This window comes from Parvibaculum sp., from assembly GCF_046297875.1.
Taxonomy (GTDB): domain Bacteria; phylum Pseudomonadota; class Alphaproteobacteria; order Parvibaculales; family Parvibaculaceae; genus Parvibaculum.
The window spans coordinates 1,353,147-1,375,394 of record NZ_JBKBHD010000001.1 but is presented as its reverse complement, the minus strand read 5'-3'; the positions used below and the strand labels follow the sequence as shown (position 1 = coordinate 1,375,394).

Below are 22,248 nucleotides of genomic sequence, written 5' to 3'. Positions count from 1 at the left end.
TTCGAGCGCCGCTCGCCTTGCAGGAGACCGCCTTGAGACAAACGTCAGGAAACGGCGGAATTTTGGCGGGCCATAATGACGGGGCGCCTGCAGTCACACAAGCGCCACAGACCGGACCTAAACACATTGAAAATGGACGAAATCCGGCGGAATCGCGGGCCCGTCGCGGCTTCTGGAGAAAATCCCGTTCGATTGACAAGCTTGGGACGCCCCCTTACATCGGAGGCGCACCGCAAGAGGAATTTGACCTGATGGCAAGCTTTGGCGCCCTCGCCAAGCGTCTTTTCGGCTCCTCCAATGACCGGAAGATCAAGGCTTACAAGTCCCGTGTCGACGCGATCAACGCGCTCGAGCCGGAAATGGCCGCCCTGAGCGACGGCGCTCTGAAGGCCAAGACGTCGGAATTCCGCGCCCGGCTTGCCGATGGCGCGACGCTCGACGAACTCCTGCCCGAAGCCTTCGCCGCCGTGCGCGAGGCCGCCAAGCGCAGCCTCGGTCAGCGCCACTACGATGTGCAGCTGATCGGCGGCATGGTGCTCCACGAGGGCAACATCTCGGAAATGAAGACCGGCGAAGGCAAGACGCTTGTCTCGACGCTCGCCGCCTATCTCAACGCGCTTTCCGGCAAAGGCGTCCATATCGTCACGGTGAACGACTATCTGGCCAAACGCGACGCCGAATGGATGGGCCAGGTCCACCGTTTTCTGGGGCTTGAGGTGGGCGTGATCCTTCACGGCCTCAACGACGACCAGCGCCGCGAAGCCTACGCCGCCGACATCACTTACGCGACGAACAACGAACTCGGCTTCGACTATCTTCGCGACAACATGAAGTATCAGCTCGCCTCGATGGTGCAGCGCGGGCACAACTTCGCGATCGTCGACGAAGTCGACTCGATCCTGATCGACGAGGCACGCACACCGCTCATCATCTCGGGCCCGCTGGACGACAAGTCGGATCTCTATCTCTCCATCGACGAGGTGATCCCGCATATCGGCGAAGATGACTACGAGCTCGACGAGAAGCAGCGCACCGTCAATCTGACAGAAGATGGCAACGAGCGTATCGAGGCCGTTCTGCGCGAGCGCGGCATCCTGATGGAAGGCAATCTCTACGACATCGAGAACATTTCCATCGTCCATCACGTGAACAATGCGCTGCGCGCGCACAAGCTGTTCCAGAAGGACAAGGACTACATCGTCAAGGCAGGCAAGGTCGTCATCATCGACGAGTTCACCGGCCGCATGATGGAAGGCCGGCGCTATTCGGACGGGCTGCACCAGGCGCTCGAAGCGAAGGAGCGCGTGCAGATCCAGCCGGAAAACCAGACGCTCGCCTCGATCACTTTCCAGAATTATTTCCGCATGTACGAAAAGCTTTCGGGAATGACGGGCACGGCGCTGACCGAAGCGAACGAATTCGCCGATATCTATGGCCTTGAGGTGATCGAGATCCCGACCAACAGGCCTGTTGCCCGTATCGACGAAGACGACGAGGTCTATCGCACCGCACGCGAGAAATACGAGGCGATGATCGGTGAGATCGAAGACTGCGCCAAGCGCGGCCAGCCGGTTCTCGTCGGCACGACCTCGATCGAGAAATCGGAAACGCTTTCCGAGTTCCTGAAGAAGAAGAAGGTCACCCACAAGGTTCTCAACGCCCGCTACCATGAGCAGGAAGCCCACATCGTGGCGCAGGCCGGCGTCCCCGGCGCCGTCACCATCGCGACCAATATGGCCGGCCGCGGCACGGACATCCAGCTCGGCGGCAATCTCGACATGCGCATCGCAGACGAGACAGCCGGTATCGAGAACCCGGACGCACTCGCCCGCAAGATCGCGGAAGTGAAGGCCGATGTCGAAGCGAAGAAGCAGAAGGCGCTGGAAGCAGGCGGCCTTTACGTGATCGGCACCGAGCGCCACGAAAGCCGCCGCATCGATAACCAGCTTCGCGGCCGATCGGGCCGTCAGGGCGATCCCGGCCGCTCGAAATTCTACCTGTCGCTCGAAGACGACCTGATGCGCATTTTCGGCACCGACCGCATGGACGGCATGCTGCAGAAGCTCGGTCTCGAAGAAGGCGAGGCGATCGTTCACCCCTGGATCAACAAGGCGCTCGAAAAGGCGCAACAGAAGGTCGAGGCACGCAACTACGATATTCGCAAGAACCTGCTGAAGTTCGACAATGTGATGAACGATCAGCGCCGTGCCATCTTCGAGCAGCGCATCGACCTCATGCGCGCCGAAGATGTGTCCGACACGGTCGACGATATGCGCCGTCAGGTGATCGACGACATGGTTGCCAAGCACGTGCCCGAAAAGGCATATGCCGAGCAGTGGGATCTTGCCGGCCTCAAGGAAGAGGCGAAGAAAACGCTCGATCTCGACCTTCCGGTCGAACAATGGGGCGACGAGGAAGGGATCGCGGATGAGGAAATCCGCGAGCGCATTCGCGCCGCATCCGACCGGCACATGGCGGCGAAGGCGGCTCAGGTCGGCCCCGGTCTCATGCGGCAGGTCGAAAAGGCCGTGCTTCTTCAGACGCTCGACCATCACTGGCGCGACCACCTGCTGATGCTCGACCATCTGCGTCAGGCCGTCGGCCTGCGCGGCTATGGCCAGCGCGACCCCTTGAATGAATACAAGTCCGAAGCCTTCGAACTCTTCGAGAGCCTCCTCTCGCGGCTGCGCGAAGATGTGACGCGCCAGCTCGCCGTCGCGCAATTCGTGACGCAGGAGCAGGCGCCGAGGCTCGAAGACGAGCCGCTGCCCGAGATGCATGCGCATCACGTCGATCCGCTGACGGGCGAGGACGAGATGGCGGACGGCGAGACGCTTCAGCGCACCGTACGCAACGATCCCGGCGTCGCCATCGACCCGAAGGATCCGCGCACCTGGGGCAAGGTTTCGCGCAACGCTGCCTGCCCTTGCGGCTCCGGCAAGAAGTTCAAGCACTGCCACGGCGCGATCTGAACCACAGATCGACGCGAAGCAAAAAAGAGCCGCACCCGGAAGTGCGGCTCTTACGTTTTGGATTGCCGGCTGAATGAGGCCCGCAATCCGCCTTCGCTTGCAGCCGCCCGCACCCCTGCCATAATCCCCGCAACAGCAAACAGACCGTCAGGAGAGGCCCTATGTCAGCGTCAAAGCCCGTTCCCTTCCGCATCGACATTCCGCAGCGGAAGATCGATGCGATTCTCGCCAAGGTACGCGCCTATGAATGGCATGACATGCCCGAGATCGAACCGGGCGGGAACCGCTGGGCCTATGGCGCCGACATGGACTACATGCGCGAACTCTGCGCCTGGTGGACCGAAAGATTCGACTGGCGCGCTGCGGAAAGGAAGCTCAATGCCTTTCCCCAGTTTCATGCCGAGGTGGACGGGCTGAACATCCATTTCATCCATGTGAAGGGCTCCGGCGCCAACCCGGAAAGCCTCATTCTGACGCATGGCTGGCCGGGGTCCGTCTTCGAATTCCTCGATGTGATCGAACGCCTTGCCCATCCCGAAAAGTTTGGCGGCAAGGCGGAAGACGGCATGAATGTCGTCGTGCCCTCGCTGCCGGGCTATGGATTCTCGGGCAAGCCGAAAAAGCCGCTCGGACCGAAGGCAACCGCCGCGCTCTGGGACAAGCTGATGCGCGAGGAACTCGGCTACCGCAACTACATCGCGCAGGGCGGAGATTGGGGCTCGGTCGTCTCGGGCTGGCTTGCCTACAACCATTCCGCTGCAAAGGGCGGCGGCTGCAAGGCCGTCCATCTGAACATGTGGGGCGTTCGCCCCTCCGTGCTGCCGGAAACCGAAGACGAGCAGAAATGGGCGGCGGGCGCCGCCATGACATTCGAACTCGAAAGCGCCTATCTGCGCCTTCAGATGACGAAGCCGCAGACGCTGTCCTATGGCATGATGGACAGTCCCGTGGGCGCCGCTGCCTGGATCACCGAAAAATTCCACGGCTGGTCGGACCGGCGCGGAAAGGATGGCGGTGAGCACATCGAAAATGCCTTCACCAAGGACCAGCTACTCACCAACATCATGATCTATCTCGTGACCGACACGTTCGGCACGGCGACCTGGTTCTATCGCGGCATGATGGAAGAAGGCGGCACCAACATGGCGCCCGGCACGAAGGTCGAGGTGCCAACGGGCATTGCGAACTTCCCAAAAGAGTTTCTTGTCTTCCCGCCGCGCAGCATGGTGGAGAAGGGCTACAACATTGCCCGCTGGACCGACTTCGAGCGCGGCGGTCATTTTGCGGCGCTTGAAACCGGCGCCGTCTTCGCAGACGACGTTCTCGCTTTCGTCAATCAGGTGAAGGGCTGAGCGAACCAATGACACATCGCATCGTCCCCGCCGATCCCTTTACCATCCGTGTGTCGGATGGAGAGGTCGAGGATCTGAAGCGCCGTCTGCAACGGACACGCTTCCCGAACGAACCTCTTGGCAACGATCATTGGGAATATGGCACCAGCCTGCCCTATATGGAGAGGCTCGTCGAATACTGGCGTGACGATTTCAATTGGCGCGAACAGGAGGAAAAGCTCAACCGCTTTCCCCAGTATCTCGCCACGCTGACGGACGATGAAGGCGAGGATCACACCATCCACTTCGTCTATGAACGCGGCTCGGGCGACAACCCCGTGCCGCTGATTCTCACCCATGGCTGGCCATCCACCTTCCGCGAATTTCTCGATGTGGTCGGCCCGCTCGCCCACCCGGAGAAATATGGACGCGAAGGTCCGGCCTTTGATGTGATCGTGCCATCGCTCATCGGCTACGGCTTTTCGTCGCTGCCGCGCATTCCCATTGGCCCATCGAAAATTGCCGATCTCTGGCACCGGCTGATGACCGAAGTACTGGGATATGACCGCTATGCGGCGGAAGCCGGCGACTGGGGCAGCTTCGTCACCTCCCGCCTCGCCCTGCAGCATGCCGGCAGCCTTCTCGGCATCCACCTCACCATGCTGCCGCTCAGGCCGCACCTCAAACATGAGAGCCAGCAGCCGGTGAGCGAGGAAGAAGGCCACTGGATCGCCAAGATGCAGAAATGGTGGCGGCAGGAAGAAGGCTACCGCTCCATCCAGTCGACAAAGCCGATGGCGCTCGCCTTCGCCGTGATGGACAGCCCTGCCGGTCTCGCAGGCTGGCTCGCCGACAAATATTACCGCCTCGGCGACACCGACAAGACCGACACGATGGAAGGCATGATCGCGCGCTTCCCCTTCGACACGATCCTCACGCAGTTCTCGATCTACTGGTTCACCGGCACGATCAATTCGGCAAACACGCTCTACAAAGCCGGCCCCGCGGAAGGCTCGGCGCTGCTGAAGCCCGGCCAAAAGGTGACAGTGCCGACCGCCTATTCGGAATATCCGATAGACACATTGCCCGAAACGCCTCGAAGCTGGGCGGAACGAAGCTACAATATCGTGCGTTGGCGCATGATGTATCGCGGCGGCCATTTTGCGGCCATGGAAGAACCGGAACTCTTCGCCGATGATGTGCGCGACGCTTTCCGCGATATGGGCATTGTTTCGGGAGGCAAAAGCAGATGACATTCGATCAGGGACTGGCTTTCGGTATCCTGGCGCTCGCCCTCGTGCTCTTCGCATCGGGCCGTTTCCGCCATGATATCGTGGCGCTGATCGCCCTGATCGCCGTTTCACTCGCAGGCCTTGTCGGCCCGAACGAAGTTCTTTCCGGCTTCGGCCATCCTGCCGTCATCACTGTCGCCGCAGTCCTCGTCGTCTCGGAAGCCTTGCGAAGTTCCGGTCTCGTCGATGCGGTGGTGCAGCGGATCCTGCCCCTCACCAAGACGACGACCGGCCATATCGGCATCATGACCGCCGTCGTCGCGCTGGCCTCGTCCTTCATGAACAATGTCGGCGCGCTCGCCGTCATGCTGCCGGTCGCGATGGCCACTGCGGCAGAGCGCGGCCGGCCCGCCGCCATCCTGCTCATGCCGATCGCCTTCGGATCGATGCTCGGCGGCATGATTACCCTGATCGGCACGCCGCCCAACATCATCATTGCGAGCTTCCGCGAAGGCTACACCGATACGTCCTTTGCCATGTTCGACTTCGCCTGGGTCGGACTTCCCGTCGCCATCATCGGCATTCTCTTCATCGCGCTTGGCGGCTGGCGGCTCATCCCGCGCGAGCGCAAGGGCGGCGCCTCGCCGGAAGACCTGTTCAGCATCGAGGAATATGTGATCGAGGTGCGTGTCGGCGAAAAAAGCCCCCTCGCCGGAAAGCGCGTCACCCACCTCGATCTTGCAACCGGCGAAGACATCACCGTTGCAGCGCGTGTGCGCGATGACGGGCAGATCGTGCAGCCGGAGCCGTGGCAGCCGATAGAACCTGGCGACATATTCATTCTGCGCGCAGACCCCGCCGATCTCGGCGATGTCCTCGAGAAGCTGGGCCTCGAACTCGTCTCCACCAATGGCAACGATCACGCCGACATCAAAAGCACCGACCTGCATCTCTCCGAGGCAGTCGTCGGACCGAACTCGCCACTGGTCGGCTTCAGCCCGCGCACGCTCGTGCGCCTGTCGCAGGGCCGCTACAATCTCTTCGCTGTCGCGCGGCAGGGCGAGCCCATCGGCGGACGCCTGCACAATGTCCGCTTCCAGACCGGCGACGTTCTTCTGCTGCAGACGAGCGAGGAACAGGACCCCGCGCTTTCGGCCGAACTTGGCCTCCTGCCGCTGCCCGAACGCGGCCTGCGCCTTGGAAGTCCGCGCAAGCTCGGCACCGCCTTTGCAATCTTCGCCGGCGCCATCGCACTTTCGATGGGCGGCGTCGTCCCGATTGCGGTCGCCTTTCTGGGCGCCATCGTTCTTTATCTGCTGACCGGTATTTTGCCGCTGCGCGACCTCTACAGGCATATCGACTGGCCGATCGTCGTGCTGCTCGGTGCGATGATTCCGGTGGGACTGGCCTTGCAGAACACCGGCGCCGACAGGCTGATCGCCGAAAGCATCGTCGGCCTGGCAGGTACCTTGCCTCTCTGGGCGCTGATCGCTCTGCTTCTCGTCACAACGATGGCCATTACCGACGTCATCAACAATGCAGCGACGGCGCTCATCATGGCGCCGATCTCTATCGCCATCGCTCAGGCCCTCGACGTCAATCCCGATGCCTTCCTCATGACGGTCGCGATCGGTGCAAGCTGTTCCTTCCTGACGCCGATCGGGCATCAGTCGAATACACTGGTCATGGGGCCGGGCGGATACAAGTTTTCGGATTACTGGCGGCTCGGCCTGCCGCTCGAAATCGTGGTGACGATTGTTGCGGTGCCGATGATCCTTCTCATCTGGACCTGAACCGGATCAGCGCGGAATGCCCGCCCCTATGTCGATCCAGCTCGTATTCTCATAAGCGAGAATTTCATAGGGCCCCGGATCGTAGGCGATCGATTCAACGGTGCCGAAATAGGAAAGGATCATCCAGTGTCCCGTCGGCGCATGCCGCATGGGCAGGGTGAGCACTTCAACGCGGTCAATGAGATTGTCACGGCGGCTGCGAATGAGATTCCATCGCCCGCAAGGCGTCGATATCTGCTTCCTGATGAGATTGAGATAGTCGGGCCGGACCTGCGGCAACATCATGTCGAGCGCATTGCCGCCTGTCGGATCGAAGCCGAGCGCCCGGCAAATCGCGGTGCCCGTGAGACGCTGCAGGATCAAGTCTTCCGAAACGACTTCAAGAATGGTGACGGCCGGCATCAGCGCCGCAATCCGTCCGGGGCTGAATTCGCTCCGGTCGGGGACGAATTCCCTCTTCGGCAAACTGTCCCAGTAGCCGAAGAATGTCCGGGCACCGGCGGTCTGCAATACATCGGGTTCGGCGAGCATGACGCATTTCCTGCCGCGAGAAGAACCGGAGCGATCGGTTCCTTTCTAGGCAGTCATGCTTAACGAGAGGTGAATCGGCCTCGAGGACAGAAAAGCGGCTCAGGAAAGCCCGAGGCGCCCCATTGCGAGGAACTTCTCGCGCCGCGTCCGGCGAAGCGAATCCGTATCGAGCTTCTCGAGACCCTTGAGCTCCTCGGCAATCGCGTCGCCCGTTTCCTTGATCATCTGGTTGCGCTCGCGATGCGCCCCGCCGATGGGCTCCGGCAACACACGGTCGATCACGCCAAGCTCATGGAGATGCTGCGCCGTGATTTTCATGGCGGTCGCGGCGTCTTTGGCCTTGTCGGAACTGCGCCACAGAATGGACGAAGCGCCTTCGGGCGAAATAACGCTGTAGACCGAATGTTCAAGCATCAGCACCCGGTTGCCGCAGGCAAGCGCCACCGCACCGCCCGAGCCGCCCTCGCCGATCACGACGGAAACCAGCGGCACACCAAGCGAGAGACAGCGGTCGGTCGAGCGCGCGATCGCTTCGGCGACGCTGCGTTCTTCGCTTTCCATGCCCGGATAGGCGCCGGACGTGTCGACAAGCGTCACAACCGGAATCCTGAACCGCTCGGCCATATCCATCAGACGGATCGCCTTGCGGTAGCCCTCGGGTTTCGCCATGCCGAAATTATGCTTGATGCGGCTCTTGGTATCCGAGCCCTTCTCATGGCCGATGAAGATTGCCGAACGGCCCCGGAAGCGGCCAATACCACCGACGATTGCCGCGTCCTCGCCATAAACCCGGTCGCCCGCAAGCGGTGTGAAATCCTCGACCATGCGCTCGACATAGTCCAAAAAGTGCGGCCGCGCCGGATGACGCGCCACCTGGACCTTCTGCCAGGGCGTGAGCGACGAATAAGTATCCTGAAGGAGTTGCGATGCCTTGGTTTCGAGCTTGGAAACCTCGTCGCCGATGCTGACCGACGGGTCCTCCTGTGCCAGAAGCCGCAGCTCCTGCACCTTGCCTTCCAGTTCCGCTATCGGTTTCTCGAAATCGAGGTAGGTATGCATCGTGCTCCGGCAGCTCCCGACGGCCGCCTCGAGCGGGGCCGGCGAACAGGCCTGTAACAGACCCGTCATTTGCAAGTGCGCGGCACACTGGCCCGGCCCCGCGCCCTTGTCAACCGGCGGGTTCAGACGCGGTAAACGGCGGATTCCCGCGCTTCCCCGACGCCCTGTCACAAATCCCGGTCCCGTGTCGTCTTGAAGGCAGGCTCGAACCTTCAGGAGTGATCCATGACGACCTTTACGCTGGCCCCGGCCCGCCTTTCCCCGTTCAAAATGGCCGCATTGGGCCTCTGGGCCATGCTCTGGCTCGGCAACGCCCTCTGGATGCTGACCGACCCGGCCGGCTGGTACCAAAGCATCGACGGCGTCAGCAATACCGGCCCATATAACGTCCACTTCGTCCGCGATATCGGCCTCGCCTATCTCACCATCGGCCTGATGACCGTGGCGGCGATCCGTTGGCCCGCCGCCGCCCAGCCGCTCCTTGGCGGCGTCACGCTCTATCTCGCGCTGCATGGCCTGCTCCATGTCTGGGACATCGCCGCCGCGCGCCTTCCCGCCGAACACATCCTCCTGGATTTGCCCGGCGTCTTCCTGCCGCCCTTCATCTCCGCCGCTCTCGCCTGGTGGTGCGCGCCTGCGCATCGCTGATCGTCCACACCGCCCCATCGAAAGGAAAACATCATGTTCGGATTTATCGCCCGCCGCCTGATCGCCATGCAGGAAAAGCTCACCGGCCAGAGCGCGAACTACATGCGCGATATCTATGCCGGTTCGCCAGGCGTTTTCTGGCGCTTCGCTTTCGCGTCGTCGCTCTACCACTACTCGAAGGCGCTGCCGCCGGAAGTCTACAGCGTTGCAGGCATTGCCGCCGTCCGCGCCGAGGATTGCGGCCCTTGCGTGCAGATTTCCGTGAACCTTTCGCTGAAGGCCGGCATTTCTCCCGCTGTCATCCGCGCGGCAGCGACCGGCGCCATCGAAGACCTGAGCGACGACAACCGGCTCGCCTATGAATTTGCCCATGCGGTCGCGACCCGCGACATCGCAGCCGAAGGTCTGCGCCCTGAGGTCGAACGCCGCTGGGGCAAGGCCGGGCTTGCCGAAATCGCCTTTGTGGTTGCCAATACGCGCTCCTACCCCACGCTGAAGCGCGCCATGGGCTATGCTCAGTCCTGCCAGCGCGTGGTGATCGGCGGTGAAACGGCCATAGCGCGTCCGAGGGAGGCGGCATGACCAGCGCGGAAACACGGGCGGCTTCGGACGACGCGATATTCGAGCGCCATCGCGCGCGTGCGTTCAAGGCCGCCTACCGCATCCTCGGTTCCGTTGCCGATGCCGAAGACGTGGTTCAGGAAGCCTGGTTGCGCTGGCGGAATGCAGGCCGCGACGAAATTCGAAATCCGGAAGCCTGGCTTGTAACCGCGGTCGCGCGCCTCGCAATCGATCAGTTGCGCAGCGCCCGTGCGCGGCGCGAAATCTATGTCGGCCCCTGGCTCCCCGAACCCATCGTCGAAGTGGCCGGCACCGCGGATTCATCGCCGGAGGAACGCCTCGCGCTTGCCGACGAGATTTCGATGGCCCTTCTCCACATGCTGGAGCGCCTTGCACCGGAGGAGCGCGCCGCCTTCCTGCTGCATGATGCTTTCGACTATGGCTATGGCGAGCTGGCGGCCCTGCTTGGCAAATCGGAAGCCGCCTGCCGCCAGACGGTGAGCCGTGCCCGCAAGCGTGTGAAGGAGGCGCATCCGCGGTTCGATACCAATGCAAGCGAGCATCGCCGTCTGGCCTCGGCTCTTGAGAACGCGATCGCGGCGGCAGACCCGCAAGCGCTGATCGACTGCATGAGCGACGATGTCGTCTTCTATTCCGACGGCGGCGGCAAGGTACTCGCCGCGCTGAACCCGCTCTATGGGTCGAGAAATGTCAGCCGCTTTCTGCTTGGCATCGCGGCGAAGTCGCAAGGCTTGCTGAAAACCCGCCCGGCCATCGTCAATGGCGAGCCCGGCTTTCTGCTCACGCTGAACGGTCAGCTCGACACCGTCATAACATTCGGAATCGCGGGCGGGCGCATCGCAACGATCTATGCGATCCGGAACCCGGACAAGCTCAGGCACATCCGCTAGCTCAGGACACCTTGCCCTTCTTCGCGAGCGGATGGTGCGTCTGCACCAGTTCCTTCAACCGCTCGTCCAGCACATGCGTATAGATCTGCGTGGTCGAGATATCGGCATGGCCGAGCATCTGCTGCACGGCGCGAAGGTCTGCGCCATTTGCAAGCAGATGGCTTGCAAAGGCATGGCGCAACGTATGCGGCGAGACGCATGCCGGGTCGAGCCCGGCGGCAACCGCTAGATCCTTCAGCAGTTGCGCGAAACGGTGGCGCGTGAGATGGCCCTGCCGGCCGCGCGATGGAAAGAGCCAGGGCGACACATGATCGCCAAGACGGATGGTCCTGAGCGGCAGATAGGCGTCGATGGCTTCCCGTGCCGTCTCGGACAGCGGCACAAGCCGTTCGCGCCCGCCCTTGCCACTCACCGCCAGGAAGCGCTCCTCGCCGCGCACAGCTGTCAGCGGCAGACCGACAAGCTCGGACACACGAAGCCCCGTCGCATAGAGAACTTCCATCAGGCAAACGAGCCTTGCTCGCTTGTAGGCGAGCACGGCTTCTTCCTGCGTGCGCCCGTCTTCGGCGAGACGTGAAGCCGCGAGCAGCGCATCGACCTCCTCGACCGTCAGCGTCTTCGGCAAGGGCCGCGCACGGCGCGGACCTTCGATCGAACCGCAGGGATCGTCCTTGCGGATGGCTTCGGCAAAGAGGAAGCCGTGAAACTGGCGAAGGGCAGACAGGCGCCGTGCTGCCGTCGACGCCGACAGCCCCTGCGCCGTCAAACCTTCGAGATAGTCCCGGATATCGCGCGCCGTTGCCGCGTCGAGCGCGCGGTCGCGCGTTGAAAGAAACCCGGCAAAGTCCTTCAGATCGCGCTCATAGGCGTCGAGCGTATTGCGCGCAGCGCCTCGCTCGGCACTCAGCATTTCAAGAAAGGCATCGATGTGATGACCCTGCGTCCGGGACTCTTTTACCATTCAACTCACCTGTTTGACTCAACCGCGCCCTGCGCTGCTGCGCGCCATGAGCGCCTCGAGCGCGAGACGCCGCGCCTCGCTCTCGAGATTGATCGTCCTGAGACTGGACACGGCCTGTGCCGCTGCGCGCGGATGCACCGCGCCCGCGCCTTTCGTTCCGATGACTTCGATTGCAAGCATGACCGTCTCGCCGACGGTGCCCTTCTGGCTCGCCACGTTGAGCTGGTTCAGAAGCGCCTCCGGCGGCACCTGGCCGGAAAGCGCGCCGCGCGCGTCGAGCAACGCGTCCCAAACCGAAGGATCGAGCTGGAAGCCAAGCGCTTCAAGCAGCATCGCCTCGCTTGCCGCATAGGCTCGCGTCTGCGCCACACCGGACTTCAGATCACTGGCGATTTCGGACGAGACTTTCGCACTGTCGAAGCCTTGAGTCGATCCGCCCGAAATTCGCAGCAACCCTTCAAGCTCGCGCATGTCGCGGCCTAGCATCTGTCCGCCCGAACCCATCAGCGCGAGCCATTCCTGAGCCTTGGACCGCTCGCCAAGCGCGATGAAAGCGCGCGCGGCGGCAGGCGCCAGCGGCTTCAACGCCTCCGACGGCACGAGCCGCTCAAGATCGGGATAGAGTACCTCGACCGTTGGGAAATAGAGCCCGGCGGATTCGGCTGTAGCGAAGGCAAGGCGGAAAAGCCGCATTCGATCGTCGGCGGCCACCGCATTGCCGATCGCCTGGAAAATCATGGCCCGGCGAAGCGGCGACGGCTCCGGTATGTCGGAGGTGAGAAGCCCGGCCATCTGCTCCGGCGTGAAGCTCGGCTTGCGATAGGCCGCAGCAAGATCGCGGCCATCTATCAGGCCATAGGTGGCGGCGCGCTCGGCGGCAGCGACCTTCGCTTCGGCGGAAAGGGATGCGTCTTCCAGAAATGCAGGCAACAGGGCGGGCTCGGCAATGTCGACGGCATCTTTCGGAAGCTCGCGGCCCGCAAGCTTGTAGAAGGCGAAGTTCATGATGCTGAGGCCGTTCGGCTCGGGCGCCCGGAGCACGATGCCAACCGCCGCTTCGCTCGCCAGCGAATAGAAGAGCGCATCGTCCATGCCCTCTTCCCGTGCGAGGTCGAGCGTCAGGCTTGCGATCTCCGGGTTTCCCGCAGCGATCTGGCAATAGGCACTGAGCTTCACCGAAAAGGCCGACATCGCGTCATGGGCCGGGTCGCGGCCGGGCGGAATATCCTTCAAGGCATCGCAGGCAAGCTGCTCGTTCGACTGGGCGAGCGCAGCTCGCGCAAGCCCCGCCGCGACGAGTGGCGGGCGTTCCTGCCCTGCCGACCCGGCAAGTTCGACAGCGGCCTGCGTGTGGCCGGCGGCAATCAGGCGATCGATCCGTGTCGCAAGCAGGGTGATGCCGCTCCCTGCCCCCGAAGGCGGCTGCGCACCTGTCAGCAGCAAGCGGCGCGCCAGATCGTTTATCACCGGCGATGCGCCGGGCACGGGCAAACGGGCGAGATAAGTGTCGATATCCGTGCGCGAGGCACCCTGCCACATATCCGTGCCGAAGCCGCCCTGCTGCTGGCTGATGAGCCCCGAGGTCGCAGCGCCTACACCTGTCAGCGAACCGATTTCGATACTCGTGTTGCGTTGCCCGGGGACCGCGCTGAGCACGCGAACGCTCGGCTCGCTCGCCGCCGCACCGGCCGGGAAGAACTGGGACGGGCCCTGAGGCTCGACAGCATCCGGCACGGCGGAGCCAGGCAGCGTCGCGCCATAGCCGGGAGGCACGATACGTTGCGGGCCGGCGCCGTACGCAGCCGATTCCTGAGATACCGCCTCCACAGGCGCCATACCTGCAGGCGCCTGGAGAACATTTGCCTCCTGGGCGGCAAGCGGACCGCTGGCAAGCGAAACCGACGCTGCCAGCGCAAATCCGGCGGCGAGGGACCGCCCGCCCGGCCTAGCGCGCAAACTGGTCATTCGGGAGAACCTTCTCCACTGACTGGATTTCAGGCGCGACGGCCCGGTCCAGATAGAAAAGCCCGCCCGCGAATACCGCCACGACGAGAAAAGCGATAACGAGAAAGCTTGAAGCTCGGCTCATGATTTTTCCTCTTTTGGGGCCTTCATGAGACCCTTCGGATACAAGCCGCCGGGACAGAAGATGAGCTTTAGGGCCCGCTTGCGGCAAAATTTGGGCGCGACGGGAGAGCCTTAAAAGGCTTATCTACAGTCCCGGCAAGGCTGCAACCCCGACGACAATTGGTTACGATACCCACCTTGCCTGCGGAAATCGGGCCGGAGAGTAGGCCAACAAGGTTAAGACCACCAGAACGGCAGCCGCGCCGGGCGGTCACAAGGAGCGACAACGAAGCCATGATTGCGGACGCGGAACCGGTCGAAACGCTCTCACCCGTGCCTCTTTCCGCCCGCTGGGTCGTGCTGGTGGGTCTTATGGGCGCAGGCAAGACCACCGTTGGCCGCCGGCTTGCCAAGCGCCTTGATCTTGCATTCGTGGACGCCGATGCCGAAATAGAAGACGCGGCAGGCGAAACCATCCCGGAAATTTTCGAGCGGCGCGGCGAAGCCGCTTTCCGGGCGGGCGAGCGCCGGGTGATTGCACGGCTGCTGGCCGGTGCACCCCAGGTTCTTGCGACCGGCGGCGGCGCTTTCATGGATTCGGCGACTCGCGCGAACATCGCCGCGCGCGGCATTTCCATCTGGCTCAAGGCCGATCTCGACACGCTGATGAAGCGGGTCGGCAAGCGCGGCGACCGCCCGCTCCTCCAGAACGGCGACCCGCGCGTAACGATGAAACGGCTGATCGACGAGCGCTATCCCGTCTATTCACAAGCCGACATAACGATCGAAAGCCTCGAAGGGCCGCACGAAGCGGTGGTCGAGGAGATTATCGACAAGCTCAAGGAGTTCCGCGCAGTACGCGCCGGACAGGAAAATGACTGACGCCACACGCAAGGTGATTGTCGATCTCGGCGACCGGAAATACGACATTCTGGTCGGCCGCGGCCTCATCGCAAATGCCGCCACGCATCTGAAGCCGCTTCTGAGGCGCCAGCGCGTCGCCATCGTGACGGACGTGGCAGTTGCGAAACTGCACCTGCCCGCGCTCGAAAAAAGCCTCGATGCAGCGGGCATACGTCACTCCGCCATTGTGCTGCCGCAGGGCGAAGGCACAAAGTCCTTTGCCGAACTCGAGCGGCTCACGGAATGGCTGCTCGGCGAAAGCATCGAGCGCGGCGATCTCGTCATTGCGCTGGGTGGCGGCGTCATTGGCGATCTGACCGGCTTTGCAGCCTCGATCCTGCGGCGTGGCGTCGATTTCGCGCAAATTCCGACTACGCTTCTCTCCCAGGTCGACAGTTCCGTCGGCGGCAAGACCGGCATCAACACGAAGCATGGCAAGAACCTCGCTGGCGCCTTCCATCAGCCGCGTCTCGTGCTCGCCGACACCGATGCACTCGAAACGCTGCCGATGCGGGAATTCCTCGCGGGCTATGCCGAGGTCGTAAAATACGGCCTGATCGGCGACCGCGACTTCTTCGGCTGGCTTGAGGCAAATCTCGACAAATTGAAACAGGGCGATATCGATGCTCGCATCCATGCCATCGTAAAAAGCTGCGAGGTAAAGGCCGCAACGGTTGCCGCCGATGAGCGCGAGGGCGGCGTGCGTGCCCTTCTCAATCTCGGACATACCTTCGGCCATGCGCTGGAGGCGGCGACCGGCTTCTCGGACCGCCTCGTACATGGCGAAGGCGTCGCAATAGGCATGGCGCTTGCCTTCGAGCTTTCGGCCCGGCTCGGCCTTTGCCCCGGGCAGGACGCAATACGCGTGCGCAAGCATCTCGAACGCGCCGGACTGCCCTTTCGCCTGTCGGACGTGCCCGGCGGGTTGCCGGATGCGGATACGCTCATCTCGCTGATGGGCCAGGACAAGAAAGTCGTCGACGGCAAACTCACCTTCATCCTCGCCCGCAGCATCGGCGAGGCTTTCGTCACGCGCGACGTCGATCCGGGCGCTCTGCGTGAACTTCTGCGGGAGAGGGAGCCCGCCTGACCATGGTTTCGCTGGGTCTCGGCGCCATTCTTGGCGCTATCGTTCTTTTGCTTGTCCTCTCAGCATTCTTTTCAGGCTCGGAAACGGCGCTGACAGCGGCTTCGCGCGCTCGGATGCACCGCCTTGCCGAGGAAGGCAACGGCAGAGCACGCATCGTCCTGCGCCTCACCGACGACCGCGAACGGCTGATCGGAGCCATCCTGCTCGGCAACAACCTGGTCAATATTCTTGCCTCCGCCCTTGCGACGAGCCTTTTCCTGGCGGTCTTCGGCGATGCAGGCGTGGTCTATGCGACGCTCGTCATGACAGCCGTGGTGCTCGTGTTCGCGGAAGTCGCACCAAAGACATTTGCTATCACCAATACGGATCGCGTCGCGCTCGCGGTGTCGCAGCCGCTGCGCCTCATCATTCTCGTCTTTGCACCGATCACCGCTGCCGTACAGTTCATCGTCCGGCATGCCTTCCGGATCTTCGGCCTGAATGTCGACGACACGCAGCATGTCCTGTCTCCGCACGAAGAGCTGCGCGGCGCAATCAACCTGCATCATCATGAAGGCAGCGTGGTCAAGATCGACCGCGACATGCTTGGCGGGATTCTCGATCTGCGCGATCTTGAAGTCAGCGATATCATGGTTCACCGCAAGAACATCGCCATGATCGATGCGGGACAGCCGAACTCGGAAATCATCGCTCAGGCAATTGCAAGTCCGCACACGCGCATCCCGCTATGGCGCGACCAGCAGGAAAACATCATTGGCGTGCTCCACGCACGCGACCTGCTCCGCGCGCTTGCGGGTGCGAACTGGCAGCCAGACGCGATCGACATTCTGAACCTCGCCTTCAAGCCCTGGTTCGTGCCCGACACAACGCCGGCGCAGGATCAGCTAAATGCCTTCCTCAAACAGAAATCGCATTTTGCCCTTGTCGTGGATGAGTATGGCGTGCTGATGGGCCTCATCACGCTTGAGGACATTCTCGAGGAGATCGTCGGCGAAATATCCGACGAGCATGATGTGGAAGTCGCCGGCGTCCGCGCACAGCCGGATGGCAGCGTCGTCGTCAATGGTTCGGTGCCGATACGCGATCTCAACCGGGCCTTTGACTGGAGCCTTCCCGATGACGAGGCAACGACCATAGCCGGCCTCGTCATTCACGAAGCACGCGCCATCCCCGAAATCGGACAGACTTTCACGTTTCACGGCTTCCGGTTCGAAGTCCTGCGGCGGCATCGCAATCAGGTGGCGCAATTACGCGTCTCGCCGGACCGCCACCTGCAGAAGAAACGCGGCGCCGCGGAGTAGAAGTCACCCGGATGCGGCGGCAGCCTCTTCGGGCGTGAGCGTCTTCATCGAGAGCGCATGGATCGGATTGCCGATCTCCTCATGCAACGCCGCCGTGATGAGCCGTTGCCGCTCGACGCGGGAGCGCCCGGAAAATCCCGATGAAACGACCGTCACCCTGAAATGGGTTTCGCCTTCCGGCCGGTGACCGGCATGTCCCTTGTGGAGATGCGATTCATCGACAATTTCAAGCCTTTCGGGCGCGAGTGCCTGTTCGAGCTTGCGTCTGATTGTCTCCGCGACCTGCATGGCCAATTCCGCTACGCTGTTCCTTAACCTGAAGGCGGCCATGCTTCCTTGTTTTGGACCCTGAGCCAACCCATAATTTGACCGTGAAACTGACGTCGAAATATTTTGATTCCATCCGGATCGCCCCGCGCAAGCAGCGCGGCGTGGAACAGCCCCCCCATATCCGCCGAATGGTGCGCGAAGAGACACCGAAGCGCTGCGAATGGGCCGGCTGCCGCGAACAGGGCAAGTTCCGGGCGCCCCGCGCCAATGCCCCGTCATCTGCGAATCCGCTCGATTCCGGCTCATCCGCCCAGTACAGCTGGTTTTGCGAGGGCCATATTCGCGAGTTCAATCAGAACTATGACTTCTTCAAGGGCATGAGCGACGAGGATGTGGCCAGCTTCCAGCGCGATGCGCTGACCGGCCACCGGCCGACCTGGGGCCTCGGCGTGAACGCCGCCAAGGCGGCTTTCGGGTCGCCTTTCGCCTCGCGGCTCCGGCAAGGTTCGCCTTTTCGCGACAGCTTTGGCGTTTTTGACGAGGGGCCGGAGAGAGAACAGCCGGAGGCGCGGGAAACGCGGCGTAAGCCTCGTGTTTTGGAGCAACAGGCGCTCGACACATTGGACTTGCCCGCGTCCGCAACCTTGAATGAGATCAAGGCACGGTATAAGGAACTTGTAAAAAGGCACCACCCGGACGCCAATGGCGGGGACAGGTCTGCCGAGGAGCGTCTGCGCAAGGTCATTCAGGCCTACGATTACCTCCGCAAAAGCGGCTACTGCTCATAAGCGGCGGCGGCAAAGGCAGGCCAGCTACTCGCCCGGCCGGGCGGTACAAGGCCCGGCAGACTGCGGCCGGATGACTATTCGCGGAGCCGGAACCATGAGCCGGCGCTGAACCTCATAAGTACGGAAGTAGGCCTAGAATGAGCTTCGAAGCAAGAAACGGCATGTCGCAAAATCTCCCGGACAAGAAGGTCAATGTCCGTGAGGTCTTCAAGATCGACATCGATATGGAAGTTCCGGCCTTTTCGGAGCCGAACGAATACGTGCCCGATTTCGACCCCGACTACCTGTTCGACAAGGACACGACGATCGCGCTGCTTGCGGGCTTTGCCTATAACCGCCGCGTCATCGTTCAGGGCTATCACGGCACAGGCAAGTCGACCCATGTCGAGCAGGTGGCGACGCGCCTCAACTGGCCCTGCATCCGCATCAACCTCGACAGCCATATCAGCCGCATCGATCTCGTCGGCAAGGACGCCATCGTCCTGAAGGAAGGCAAGCAGGTCACCGAGTTCCGTGAAGGCATCCTGCCCTGGGCGCTGCAGCACCCGGTCGCCCTGGTCTTCGACGAATACGACGCCGGCCGCCCGGACGTTATGTTCGTGATCCAGCGTGTGCTCGAAGCCTCGGGCAAGCTGACGCTGCTCGATCAGAACCGCGTGATCCGCCCTCACCCGGCCTTCCGCCTCTTCGCGACGGCGAACACGGTCGGCCTCGGCGACACGTCTGGCCTCTATCACGGCACGCAGCAGATCAACCAGGGCCAGATGGACCGCTGGAACATCGTGACCGTGCTGAACTACCTGCCGCATGCCGATGAAGTGAACATCATGCTGTCGAAGCTTAAGAGCTACGACACGGAAGAAGGCCGGAAATCCATCAATGCGATGGTTCGCGTTGCCGACCTGACCCGCTCGGCCTTCATCAATGGCGACATCTCCACCGTCATGAGCCCGCGCACCGTGCTCACCTGGGCTGAAAATGCGCGCATCTTCGGCGGCGATGTCGGCTTCGCCTTCCGCGTCACCTTCCTCAACAAGTGCGACGAACTCGAGCGCGCCACTGTGGCCGAGTTCTACCAGCGCTGCTTCGGTCAGGATCTCCCTGACTCGGCGGCAAACATCAAGGTCGCCTGACAATCGAGTGAGGCCGCCCCGCAAGGGCGGTTCGGCATCGCATGAAGTCCAAGGAAAGCCCCGTCGAGCCGTTCAAGCGTGCGCTGAGCCTCACCATGCGCACGATTGCGGAGCAACCGGAGCTCAACGTCACCTTCGGAACGGAAGCGCCGGGTCTTCGCGGCCTGCGCGCGCGGCTACCCATGCCGAGCCGCACGCTTCCGCCGGAAGAAGTGGCACAGGTGCGCGGCGTGTCGGACGCCTATGCGTTGCGCCTTGCCCATCACGACGAAAAGCTGAACGCAAGCCTGCAGCCGGAAGGCGGCAATGCGCTTGCCGTCTTCGATGCCGTGGAACAGGCGCGCTGCGAGGCGATCGGCGCCAACCAGATGTCCGGCATGGCGCAGAACCTCACCGCTGCGCTTGAGCAGCGCTACGCAGCGCGCGGCTATGACCGCATTACCTCGCGCGAGGAAGCGCCACTTGCAGAAGCCGTCGCGATGATCGTACGCGAACGGCTGACTGGCGAGGCACCGCCGCCCTCCGCAACGAAGCTCGTCGAACAATGGCGCCCCTGGATCGAGGAAAAGGCGGGGAACGATCTCGAGCGTCTGCAAGATCTGATCGAGGATCAGGCAGCTTTCGCGCGCGCCACCCGCGATATTCTCGTCGATCTCGACATGGGCGACGAGCTGGGCGAGGCGCCCGACCAGTCCTCCGACGACGCCGAGGACCAGGACGGCGACAGCGAACAAAGTTCGGATGAAAGCCAGTCCGGCGAGGCCGAACAGCCCGACGGTGCCTCCGCCGAACAGGTCGAATATTCCGAAGGCGAAGGCGAAGAAGGCGACGAGCAGACCGTCGAGATCGAATCCGACGACGCGCCGATGGATGGCGACACGGACGAGACGAGCGACGGCAATCAGCCCTGGCGCCCGAACCAGCAGGGCGACGACAGGAACCGCCAGCCCGCCTACAAGATTTTCACGCCGCAATTCGACGAGGTGATCGCGGCGGAAGACCTGTGCGACATCGAAGAGCTGACTCGGCTGCGGCAATATCTCGATCAGCAATTGCAGCAGATGCAGGGCGTCGTCTCGCGGCTGGCCAACAAGCTGCAGCGCCGCCTGCTCGCGCAGCAGAACCGCACCTGGGAATTCGATCTCGAGGAAGGCATCCTCGATGCCGCGCGCCTCACCCGCGCCGTGGTCGATCCGATGCAACCGCTCGCCTTCAAGGTCGAGCACGACATGAATTTCCGCGACACGGTGGTGACGCTCCTGCTCGACAATTCGGGCTCGATGCGTGGCCGCCCGATCACGGTCGCCGCCATGTGCGCGGATATTCTCGCGCGCACCCTGGAGCGCTGCAGCGTGAAGGTGGAAATTCTGGGCTTCACGACGCGCGCCTGGAAGGGCGGCCAGTCGCGCGAGCGCTGGCTTGCGGACGGCAAGCCGGCTCAGCCCGGCCGCCTGAACGACCTTCGCCACATCATCTACAAATCCGCAGACAGCCCCTGGCGCCGCGCGCGGCGCAATCTCGGCCTGATGATGCGCGAGGGCCTCCTGAAAGAAAATATCGACGGCGAGGCGCTGATCTGGGCGCATAACCGCCTGCTCGGCCGTCCCGAACAGCGCCGCATTCTGATGGTGATTTCGGACGGCGCGCCGGTGGATGATTCGACGCTATCGGTGAATGCCGGCAACTATCTCGAAAAGCATCTGCGCAGCGTCATCGAGCAGATCGAAACGCGCTCGCCCGTCGAACTCATCGCCATCGGCATCGGTCATGACGTGACGCGCTATTACCGCCGCGCCGTGACGATCGTCGATGCGGAGCAGCTGGGCGGCGCCATGACGGAAAAGCTCGCCGAACTCTTCGACGACGAGGCAACGCTTCGTCCCGGCCAGATGAAGGCGCGCGGCCAGGAATCGCGCAAACGCCCCCTGTCGGCACGCGGCGCAGCAAAGGCGGTCCGTTAGGCCTTGTTCCCGGCCTCGCGAATCCGGTAGGCGCAACGCCTGCCGCCCTCAAGCAGATATTCCGTTCGCTCCACAGTCACGTCCTGCCCGAGCACCATGCGGAATATCGAAAGCTCGGAGCGGCAGAAATTCTGGCAGGCCGCCGCCGCCGCGCAGATCGGACAGTGATCCTCGATGAGCAGCATCGCGTCTTCGTCCCGTTCTGCACGAGCCATGTAGCCTTCCCGCGTACGCAATGCGGCGAGCGCCTCTACCCTCTCTTCAAGATTCGTTTTTTCTGTCAGCGCCGCTTCGTAGCCAAGCCGCATGTCGCGCTCGCGCTCGGCGATGAGCCTGTCGAGCCCTTCCTCGCCGAAGAGACGGCGCACATCGCCGATCAGTTTCGCCGTAAGCTCGGCATGAGCATCGGGGAAGCGCAGATGCCCCCTTTCCGTCAGCGTCCAGAATTTCCGGGGCCGCCCTACACCCTCCACACGGTCGAAGCCACGCACCAGCCCATCGCGCACAAGCCTGTCGAGGTGGCGCCGCGCGCCCATGCCAGTCATGGCGAGCGCCTCGCCAAGCTGGTCCGCCGTCCGGGCGCCATTGCGTTTCAGAATCTGGAGAATGCGGTCTGCCGTATCGTGCATGGAATTATTCTGCCACGGCCTGTCAATTTATCAACTCTATCGCTTGTTAAATAGCGGTGTAAAATCAAACAGTTAGAGGAAAGTCTCGGCGGCCTTCTTTTTATAAA

At 62.6% G+C, this 22,248-nt stretch carries 20 protein-coding genes; 13 read left to right on the top strand and 7 right to left on the bottom strand.

Going from position 1 to position 22,248, the window contains the following annotated elements; all coding sequences use genetic code 11:
- Positions 1-251: 251 nt before the first annotated feature.
- The 4 genes from secA to ACK4FH_RS06800 all read left to right on the top strand — a co-directional run bounded on the left by secA (position 252) and on the right by ACK4FH_RS06800 (position 7,328).
- Positions 252-2,972 (top strand): preprotein translocase subunit SecA, encoded by a 2,721-nt coding sequence (secA, locus tag ACK4FH_RS06815; protein ID WP_409812092.1) that lies wholly within the window; start codon positions 252-254, stop codon positions 2,970-2,972.
- Between the two features lie 161 nt (positions 2,973-3,133).
- The gene (locus ACK4FH_RS06810) at positions 3,134-4,324 is read left to right on the top strand and encodes an epoxide hydrolase family protein (protein ID WP_409812090.1); all 1,191 of its coding nucleotides are present in this window, start codon (positions 3,134-3,136) and stop codon (positions 4,322-4,324) included.
- A gap of 8 nt (positions 4,325-4,332) precedes the next feature.
- Positions 4,333-5,556 carry an epoxide hydrolase family protein gene (locus tag ACK4FH_RS06805; protein ID WP_409812089.1) on the top strand — a complete coding sequence of 408 codons (1,224 nt, stop codon included), beginning with the start codon at positions 4,333-4,335 and terminating at the stop codon, positions 5,554-5,556.
- Positions 5,553-7,328: an SLC13 family permease gene (locus ACK4FH_RS06800; RefSeq protein ID WP_409812087.1), complete on the top strand. Its 1,776-nt coding sequence runs from the start codon at positions 5,553-5,555 to the stop codon at positions 7,326-7,328. Before ACK4FH_RS06805 ends, ACK4FH_RS06800 begins: the two co-directional genes overlap by 4 nt.
- A 6-nt stretch (positions 7,329-7,334) precedes the next feature.
- On the opposite strand, the gene ACK4FH_RS06795 is transcribed toward ACK4FH_RS06800, so the two are convergent.
- Positions 7,335-7,859 (bottom strand): PAS domain-containing protein, encoded by a 525-nt coding sequence (locus ACK4FH_RS06795; protein ID WP_409812086.1) that lies wholly within the window; start codon positions 7,857-7,859, stop codon positions 7,335-7,337.
- 99 nt (positions 7,860-7,958) lie between these two features.
- Complete coding sequence (locus ACK4FH_RS06790) at positions 7,959-8,918, bottom strand: acetyl-CoA carboxylase carboxyltransferase subunit alpha (protein ID WP_409812084.1); 960 nt, start codon at positions 8,916-8,918, stop codon at positions 7,959-7,961.
- A gap of 225 nt (positions 8,919-9,143) precedes the next feature.
- On the opposite strand from ACK4FH_RS06790, the gene ACK4FH_RS06785 reads away from it, so the two are divergent.
- Genes ACK4FH_RS06785 through sigJ form a run of 3 tightly spaced genes read left to right on the top strand, consistent with a single transcriptional unit; the run spans position 9,144 to position 11,038 of the window.
- Positions 9,144-9,566: a hypothetical protein gene (locus tag ACK4FH_RS06785; RefSeq protein WP_409812083.1), complete on the top strand. Its 423-nt coding sequence runs from the start codon at positions 9,144-9,146 to the stop codon at positions 9,564-9,566.
- 33 nt (positions 9,567-9,599) lie between these two features.
- Positions 9,600-10,148: a hypothetical protein gene (locus ACK4FH_RS06780; protein ID WP_409812081.1), complete on the top strand. Its 549-nt coding sequence runs from the start codon at positions 9,600-9,602 to the stop codon at positions 10,146-10,148.
- Positions 10,145-11,038: an RNA polymerase sigma factor SigJ gene (gene sigJ, locus ACK4FH_RS06775; RefSeq protein WP_409812079.1), complete on the top strand. Its 894-nt coding sequence runs from the start codon at positions 10,145-10,147 to the stop codon at positions 11,036-11,038. The genes ACK4FH_RS06780 and sigJ overlap by 4 nt, the downstream gene beginning before the upstream one ends.
- Position 11,039: 1 nt before the next feature.
- Here sigJ and xerD read toward each other — a convergent pair whose 3' ends face one another.
- The 3 genes from xerD to ACK4FH_RS06760 are packed head-to-tail and all read right to left on the bottom strand — an operon-like array spanning position 11,040 to position 14,088.
- Entirely contained in the window at positions 11,040-11,999 is a 960-nt protein-coding gene (xerD, locus tag ACK4FH_RS06770) for a site-specific tyrosine recombinase XerD (protein ID WP_409812078.1), read from the bottom strand.
- An 18-nt stretch (positions 12,000-12,017) separates the two neighbouring features.
- Entirely contained in the window at positions 12,018-13,964 is a 1,947-nt protein-coding gene (locus tag ACK4FH_RS06765; RefSeq protein ID WP_409812077.1) for a hypothetical protein, read from the bottom strand.
- The gene (locus ACK4FH_RS06760; RefSeq protein ID WP_409812076.1) at positions 13,945-14,088 is read right to left on the bottom strand and encodes a hypothetical protein; all 144 of its coding nucleotides are present in this window, start codon (positions 14,086-14,088) and stop codon (positions 13,945-13,947) included. Before ACK4FH_RS06760 ends, ACK4FH_RS06765 begins: the two co-directional genes overlap by 20 nt.
- 272 nt (positions 14,089-14,360) lie before the next feature.
- On the opposite strand from ACK4FH_RS06760, the gene ACK4FH_RS06755 reads away from it, so the two are divergent.
- From ACK4FH_RS06755 to ACK4FH_RS06745, 3 genes are read left to right on the top strand one after another with little or no spacing between them, the layout of a single operon-like run.
- Positions 14,361-14,948, top strand: coding sequence for a shikimate kinase (locus ACK4FH_RS06755; protein WP_409812074.1), 588 nt, complete (start codon positions 14,361-14,363; stop codon positions 14,946-14,948).
- The gene (gene aroB / locus ACK4FH_RS06750; protein WP_409812073.1) at positions 14,941-16,059 is read left to right on the top strand and encodes a 3-dehydroquinate synthase; all 1,119 of its coding nucleotides are present in this window, start codon (positions 14,941-14,943) and stop codon (positions 16,057-16,059) included. The genes ACK4FH_RS06755 and aroB overlap by 8 nt, the downstream gene beginning before the upstream one ends.
- 2 nt (positions 16,060-16,061) lie before the next feature.
- Complete coding sequence (locus tag ACK4FH_RS06745; protein ID WP_409812071.1) at positions 16,062-17,360, top strand: HlyC/CorC family transporter; 1,299 nt, start codon at positions 16,062-16,064, stop codon at positions 17,358-17,360.
- Between the two features lie 3 nt (positions 17,361-17,363).
- Here ACK4FH_RS06745 and ACK4FH_RS06740 read toward each other — a convergent pair whose 3' ends face one another.
- Positions 17,364-17,648 (bottom strand): BolA family protein, encoded by a 285-nt coding sequence (locus ACK4FH_RS06740; protein WP_409812070.1) that lies wholly within the window; start codon positions 17,646-17,648, stop codon positions 17,364-17,366.
- An 83-nt stretch (positions 17,649-17,731) separates the two neighbouring features.
- Between ACK4FH_RS06740 and ACK4FH_RS06735 the strand changes: the two genes are divergently transcribed.
- The 3 genes from ACK4FH_RS06735 to cobT all read left to right on the top strand — a co-directional run bounded on the left by ACK4FH_RS06735 (position 17,732) and on the right by cobT (position 21,512).
- Positions 17,732-18,418, top strand: a complete 687-nt coding sequence (locus ACK4FH_RS06735; protein ID WP_409815188.1) for a J domain-containing protein — start codon at positions 17,732-17,734, stop codon at positions 18,416-18,418.
- Positions 18,419-18,579: 161 nt separating this feature from the next.
- Positions 18,580-19,551 (top strand): cobaltochelatase subunit CobS, encoded by a 972-nt coding sequence (gene cobS, locus ACK4FH_RS06730; protein WP_409815187.1) that lies wholly within the window; start codon positions 18,580-18,582, stop codon positions 19,549-19,551.
- A 41-nt stretch (positions 19,552-19,592) separates the two neighbouring features.
- Positions 19,593-21,512, top strand: a complete 1,920-nt coding sequence (gene cobT / locus ACK4FH_RS06725) for a cobaltochelatase subunit CobT (protein ID WP_409812069.1) — start codon at positions 19,593-19,595, stop codon at positions 21,510-21,512.
- On the opposite strand, the gene ACK4FH_RS06720 is transcribed toward cobT, so the two are convergent.
- Complete coding sequence (locus tag ACK4FH_RS06720; RefSeq protein ID WP_409812068.1) at positions 21,509-22,141, bottom strand: helix-turn-helix transcriptional regulator; 633 nt, start codon at positions 22,139-22,141, stop codon at positions 21,509-21,511. The genes cobT and ACK4FH_RS06720 overlap by 4 nt on opposite strands.
- Between the last annotated feature and the right edge of the window lie 107 nt (positions 22,142-22,248).